Below are 223 nucleotides of genomic sequence, written 5' to 3' on the forward strand. Positions count from 1 at the left end.
GAACGAGGCGTCGACGCCGGAAGAGGAGGCGACGCTGGAGCCGGCGAGACCACGCTTAAAAGTGCGGACAATGTCGCCGAGCTCCTGTGCGGCCTTGTCCGAGTCGACGCGCCCGACGATGGACGAGATGACCGCGATGCCATCCGGCGCATTGGTCTCGCTGGTCGCGCCAAAGAGGGTCCTCGCCGCCGTCTTCTGGTTGAGCCCACCGATGAGCACGCAG

General features: G+C 66.4%; 1 protein-coding gene. It reads right to left on the bottom strand.

Annotated features, from left to right (window positions below; all coding sequences use genetic code 11):
- The coding region (locus ACKPVM_RS20560) for a beta/alpha barrel domain-containing protein (RefSeq protein WP_409311597.1) at window positions 1–223 on the bottom strand (223 nt) is incomplete at both ends.

It is taken from the genome of Pectobacterium hainanensis, assembly GCF_046237015.1.
In the GTDB taxonomy this organism is placed as follows: Bacteria; Pseudomonadota; Gammaproteobacteria; order Enterobacterales; family Enterobacteriaceae; genus JBJYIN01.